Genomic DNA, 5,292 nt, shown 5'->3' on the forward strand with positions numbered 1-5,292 from the left:
GAACTTCTCCAAAATTCAATGGAATGAAGATCTATATTCATTATTTTTGCCACATCTATTAAATTATTTTTCCCAGTAGCTGAAAGTAAAGTATCGTAATCACGCTTAAAGGAGTCTCCAGATTTTAGATACTTTGCATATAAACCTTTTGAGAACAATAAACCAAAGGCATAAGGAAAGTTGTAGAAATTACTGGAAGCATCGTAATAGTGAGGTTTACAAACCCACATATATGGATGCAAAAAGTTTTCGTCAAGACCTTTGCCATAAGCAGCCTTTTGAGAGTTTAACATAATTTCTTTTAATTCATTTACAGAGAGTGAACCATTTTCACGACGTTTAAAAAGTTCGGTTTCAAATAGGTAACGACTTAAAATATCTACAATAACTTGAGCACTACTAGATATATCATTTTCAAGTATTACAAAGGATTCTTCCTTTGTTGCACTATCTAATGCTGCATTACTTATAAGCGTTTCACAAAAGATTGAGGCAGTTTCTGCAATAGGCATAGGATAATCACTGTTTAATGCAGATTCCTTAGATAAACACAAACCATGATACCCGTGACCGAGTTCATGAGCAAGAGTTGATACGTCATTAAAACTTCCTGTAAAGTTAGATAAAATTCTACTTTCTTTAATGCAATGCAAATTAGAACAAAATGCACCACCGAGTTTTCCTTCTTTTGGTTCAGAGTCAATCCATTTATGTTCAAAGGCATTATCAGCATAATTTGCTAGCTTATCACTAAACGTTCTAAAGTTTTTAACTATAAACACTCTTGCCTCGTCTAAGGTAAAGTGCATATTTACGTTTCCGACTGGTGCAAATAATTCATAAAAAGGAAGACCACTCGAATGTCCTAATAGTTCGGATTTCTTTTTAAAATATTTTTGAAAAGAAGGAAGACTTTCCAACATAACGCTTAGCATAACGTCTAAAGTTTCTTTATCCATTCTAGAATCTTCAAGTGTATTTTGTAGGACGGATTCATATCCACGAGCATAGCTTAATGTAATAACTTCACCTTTGATGGAGTTTAAGGCAGAAGCTGATGATTCTGCTATTTTATCATAAGCTTTAAGTTCTGATTCAAAGGCATTTTTACGAATGTTTTTATCTTTATCATAGGCCATGTTTCTAACTATGGATAGTGGAAGCTTTTTAGTTTCACCATTTATGGTAATATCAACTATTAGATTCGAGGATAAAACATTTTGAAGTCTAGACCAGGCATCCGATCCACTATTTTTCATTTTAGCCATGAGTGACTCCTGGGCATCATTAAGCAAAAACTTGGCGTTTTTAGCTAACTCTTTTAAATAATAACTATGTGATTTTAAAAGAGGGGAATCCTCAATTAAAGAATTTAAATCTTCTATCGAATTTAACCATTTTGAAAATATAGTAGTGGGTTTAGCAAGCAATGCCAGTTTAAAAGCTATTTTTTCTGATATCTTACTTGAAACTTCATTTTTTGTATCCACGCTTGTTGATAACTCTGCATAATTATATAGTTTGTTAACAAGGTCATTAAATTTATTCTCAAAATTAATATAAAATTTAATTTTCTCTTTTGGATTGTTTGGATTATTACAATTTTCTAATGTCCATTTATTTATATATTCTATAGAATTTTCAAAAGAAACCATATCATCCTTAAATTCTTTGCTCTCGAAAGATGAGTAGAGCTCGTTTAAACTCCAATTCATATCCATATCAATTCCTCCATTTACATAATTTTATATATAAAATATATTATACCACATTTTATATATAAAATACTCTATCGAAAAACGGAGATATATATGTTAAGATATTGTCAAAAAATAATCTTAAAAAAAAAGCAGGAGTTACCCTACTTTTTACTTGAAAATATATTTCTTACAATAGTTAAAATATCTACTATGTATACTAAATATTTTTGAAAAGATTCAGTTGAATTAAGAGTACTAGCAGTTTTTTTAACTACGACTTCAGTAACATCTTTTACATTGTCGGTTATCTCAAACCAATTTTTAAATGTTTTTGGTAGTACTGATAATATCTCTTCAATATCATCTTCGTTTCTTTTAATAATTGAATTTACACTTGTTATAGTTTTAATAAGCTTTAATAATCCGACTATAAGTATAATTAAAATTATTATACCAAGAAAAATTAATAAACCTTCACCTAATTTAAAAAAATCCACATACATAATAGCACCACTATTCCTTATTTGTTTTGTCAGATACGTCAGATTGTTCAGTAACAGCAGATACATCTTCTACGGTATCTTTTGAATCGGTAATTACGTTTGAAGATTTATCTTGATTTGTTACTTTTTTTTCATTCAAATAGTCTGATATTTTTGCTTTAGCATCAATTAGATTTTCTTTAGCATCACTAACTTTATTGTCAATGTTTTCTTTAAGTACTATACTTTTTTCTTTGAAATTGTTTTTAAGCTCTTTTGATGAATCAACAATATCTTTTCTAGTTTCTTTACCAGATTTAGGTGAAAAAAGTAAACCTCCAAGTAAACCACTAAGACTACCAGCAGCGGCACCTAAAATCACCTTTTTAGCTGTTTTTATTTTTGACTTTCTTTGTATTTCTTTTTTACGGCTTATAAACCAATTTGAAAATATCATAAATTTTTCCCTCCTTCAAAGTTAAAAATCTTATATATATGTTATATATTATACATTATATGCGAATTATTGTCAATATTATAAAGAAAAATGTAGAAAAATAATATTAATAAGCAAATTATAGAAAAAGTATATTTTAAAATATAAATATTATTTAAAAAATAAAATAAGGAAAATATAGTAAGATTATTCTGTGCGTCTCTATAGTATTTATATAAGAACTTTTCGTTTCCTTAAAATACTAATTATAATTAATGCAAAACATCCGCCAATAAGTGCAGTTATAAGCTGTGGTATTCCCATAGTAATTACTAGTTTGTTAACTATTTTCGTAGGTATGTTTAGTTCAAATAAGGGAATAAGTTTTGAGGCTGAAATAGATAAAAATATATATTTTACAAATGATCCAATTATAATTCCTAAATATTGTCCATATTTACCTCGCTTATTTAAAATTATAAAACTAAGTACAAATAATATGTTAGAAATGATTATAAAGGGAATGAAAGGCCCTAAGGGACTAGCAAGTTGACCTGTAAGATATGCAAGCAAAGGTGTTAAGGAACCGACGAGTACTCCATAAGTACTACCACAAATTACAGCTGTAATTATAAGGATAGCATTAACAGCAGGTCCAACAAAAAATTGGCTTATTCCAGGAAAGTTTTTTCCAACTACTTGAAATACTATAGCAAGTGCAAGAAAAAGACTTGATTTTATTAAAGCATTAACATTTGTATGTTTCATAATATCCACTCCTAAATTGTTATACACATTAATTATACCATAATATTGTATTATTTGTAATAATATCAATAAGTGATAATCTAATATTAGACATTAATCTATTAATAATTTAACAATAAGCTATCATTAACCTAAATATTAAAAAAGAAATGAATATAATATAAAAAAATATAATTTTAATTAGTGTAACATTTGTTACGGACTTTTAATGTATCAGAAAGTATAATAAAGGTAGTTCATGACATTAAATTAGCTGTTATGAAGTTAAATAGTAAAATAATAAATTTTAATATATGGAAGATAATTAGTGTGAATTGTTGTCTATCCAAAAACAGGGGGAATTTATAATGGGTATGTTTTGTTATCAATGTCAAGAAGCTTCAAAGGGTACAGGTTGTACGATACGTGGAGTTTGTGGTAAAACAGATGATGTAGCTAATATGCAGGATTTATTAATCTACGTTCTAAAAGGAATATCAATTTATGCTACAAGAGCAAGAGAACTTGGAGTAGAAAATAAAGAAGTAAACAAATTTGTAGTAACTGGTTTATTTATGACTATAACAAATGCCAATTTTAGTAAAATTAGATTTGTAGAAGCAATAACTAAGGCATTAGAATTACGCGAGGTAATTAAAACTGAACTTGTAAATGCTGGTGGAGTAATAGATGCCAATTTACCTGAATGTGCAACATGGATAGGCACACCGTTAGAATATGAAGCTAAGTCTATAGAGGTAGGAGTTCTTAAAACAGAAAATGAAGATATAAGATCTTTAAGAGAACTTGTAACTTATGGTATTAAAGGAATGGCAGCTTATGCTGATCACGCATTCAACTTAGGATATGAAAACAGTGACTTATATGCATTTATGCAAAAGGGTTTAGCTCAAACTACTGATGACACTTTATCCGTTGATGAACTAGTTGCACTAACACTTGAGTGTGGTAAATATGGGGTAGACGCTATGGCATTACTTGATAATGCTAATACTACGACTTACGGTAATCCAGAAATTACAAAGGTAAATATCGGAGTTCGCAATAACCCAGGAATATTAATTAGTGGACATGATTTAAAGGATATGGAAGAATTATTAAAACAAACAGAGGGTACAGGGGTAGATGTATATACTCATAGTGAAATGTTACCAGCAAACTATTACCCAGCATTTAAAAAATATACTCACTTAGTAGGTAATTACGGAAATGCATGGTGGAAACAAAATTCAGAATTTGAAAGTTTTAATGGACCAATACTTATGACAACAAACTGTATTACTCCTCCAAAAGATTCTTATAAAGAGAGAGTTTATACAACTGGAGCATCTGGATTTGACGGAATGAACCATATAGCTGATGGAAAAAATGGAGCAGCTAAAGATTTCTCTGCAATAATTGCGCATGCAAAGAAATGTAGTGCACCAACTGAAATTGAAAGAGGAGAAATAGTTGGAGGATTTGCTCATAATCAAGTAATAGCACTTGCTGATAAAGTTGTAGAAGCTGTTAAAACAGGAGCAATTAAAAGATTCTTTGTAATGGCTGGTTGTGATGGTCGTATGAAGGGACGAGAATACTATACCGATTTTGCTAAAGAATTACCAACTGATACGGTTATTTTAACTGCAGGTTGTGCTAAATATCGATATAATAAGTTAGAGCTAGGAGATATTGGTGGAATTCCTAGAGTTTTAGATGCTGGGCAATGTAATGATTCATACTCATTAGTAGTTATTGCAATGAAACTTCAAGAAGTATTTGGATTATCTGATATAAATGAATTACCAATAACATATAATATTGCATGGTATGAACAAAAAGCTGTAATAGTATTATTAGCATTACTTCACTTAGGTGTTAAAAATATTCACTTAGGACCAACACTACCTGCATTCTTATCTCC

5 protein-coding genes are annotated in these 5,292 nt (G+C 29.5%); 1 reads left to right on the forward strand and 4 read right to left on the reverse strand.

Translation table 11 applies throughout. From position 1 onward, the window contains the following. The 4 genes from Q0649_RS08805 to Q0649_RS08820 all read right to left on the reverse strand — a co-directional run. On the reverse strand, positions 1 to 1,721 hold a 1,721-nt coding region (locus Q0649_RS08805), incomplete at its 3' end, for a M3 family oligoendopeptidase (RefSeq protein ID WP_298840363.1). Between the two features lie 140 nt (positions 1,722 to 1,861). Beyond that, positions 1,862 to 2,197 carry a hypothetical protein gene (locus tag Q0649_RS08810; RefSeq protein WP_298840365.1) on the reverse strand — a complete coding sequence of 112 codons (336 nt, stop codon included), beginning with the start codon at positions 2,195 to 2,197 and terminating at the stop codon, positions 1,862 to 1,864. 16 nt (positions 2,198 to 2,213) lie between these two features. After that, on the reverse strand, positions 2,214 to 2,639 hold the full coding sequence (locus Q0649_RS08815; RefSeq protein WP_298840367.1) for a YtxH domain-containing protein: 426 nt from the start codon (positions 2,637 to 2,639) through the stop codon (positions 2,214 to 2,216). A gap of 210 nt (positions 2,640 to 2,849) precedes the next feature. Continuing rightward, complete coding sequence (locus Q0649_RS08820; protein WP_298840369.1) at positions 2,850 to 3,386, reverse strand: ECF transporter S component; 537 nt, start codon at positions 3,384 to 3,386, stop codon at positions 2,850 to 2,852. A gap of 347 nt (positions 3,387 to 3,733) precedes the next feature. On the opposite strand from Q0649_RS08820, the gene hcp reads away from it, so the two are divergent. Beyond that, positions 3,734 to 5,292, forward strand: a 1,559-nt coding sequence (gene hcp / locus Q0649_RS08825; protein ID WP_298840371.1) for a hydroxylamine reductase, incomplete at its 3' end; no start/stop codon positions are given.

Source organism: uncultured Clostridium sp. (genome assembly GCF_937920395.1).
Classification (GTDB): domain Bacteria; phylum Bacillota; class Clostridia; order Clostridiales; family Clostridiaceae; genus Clostridium_AD.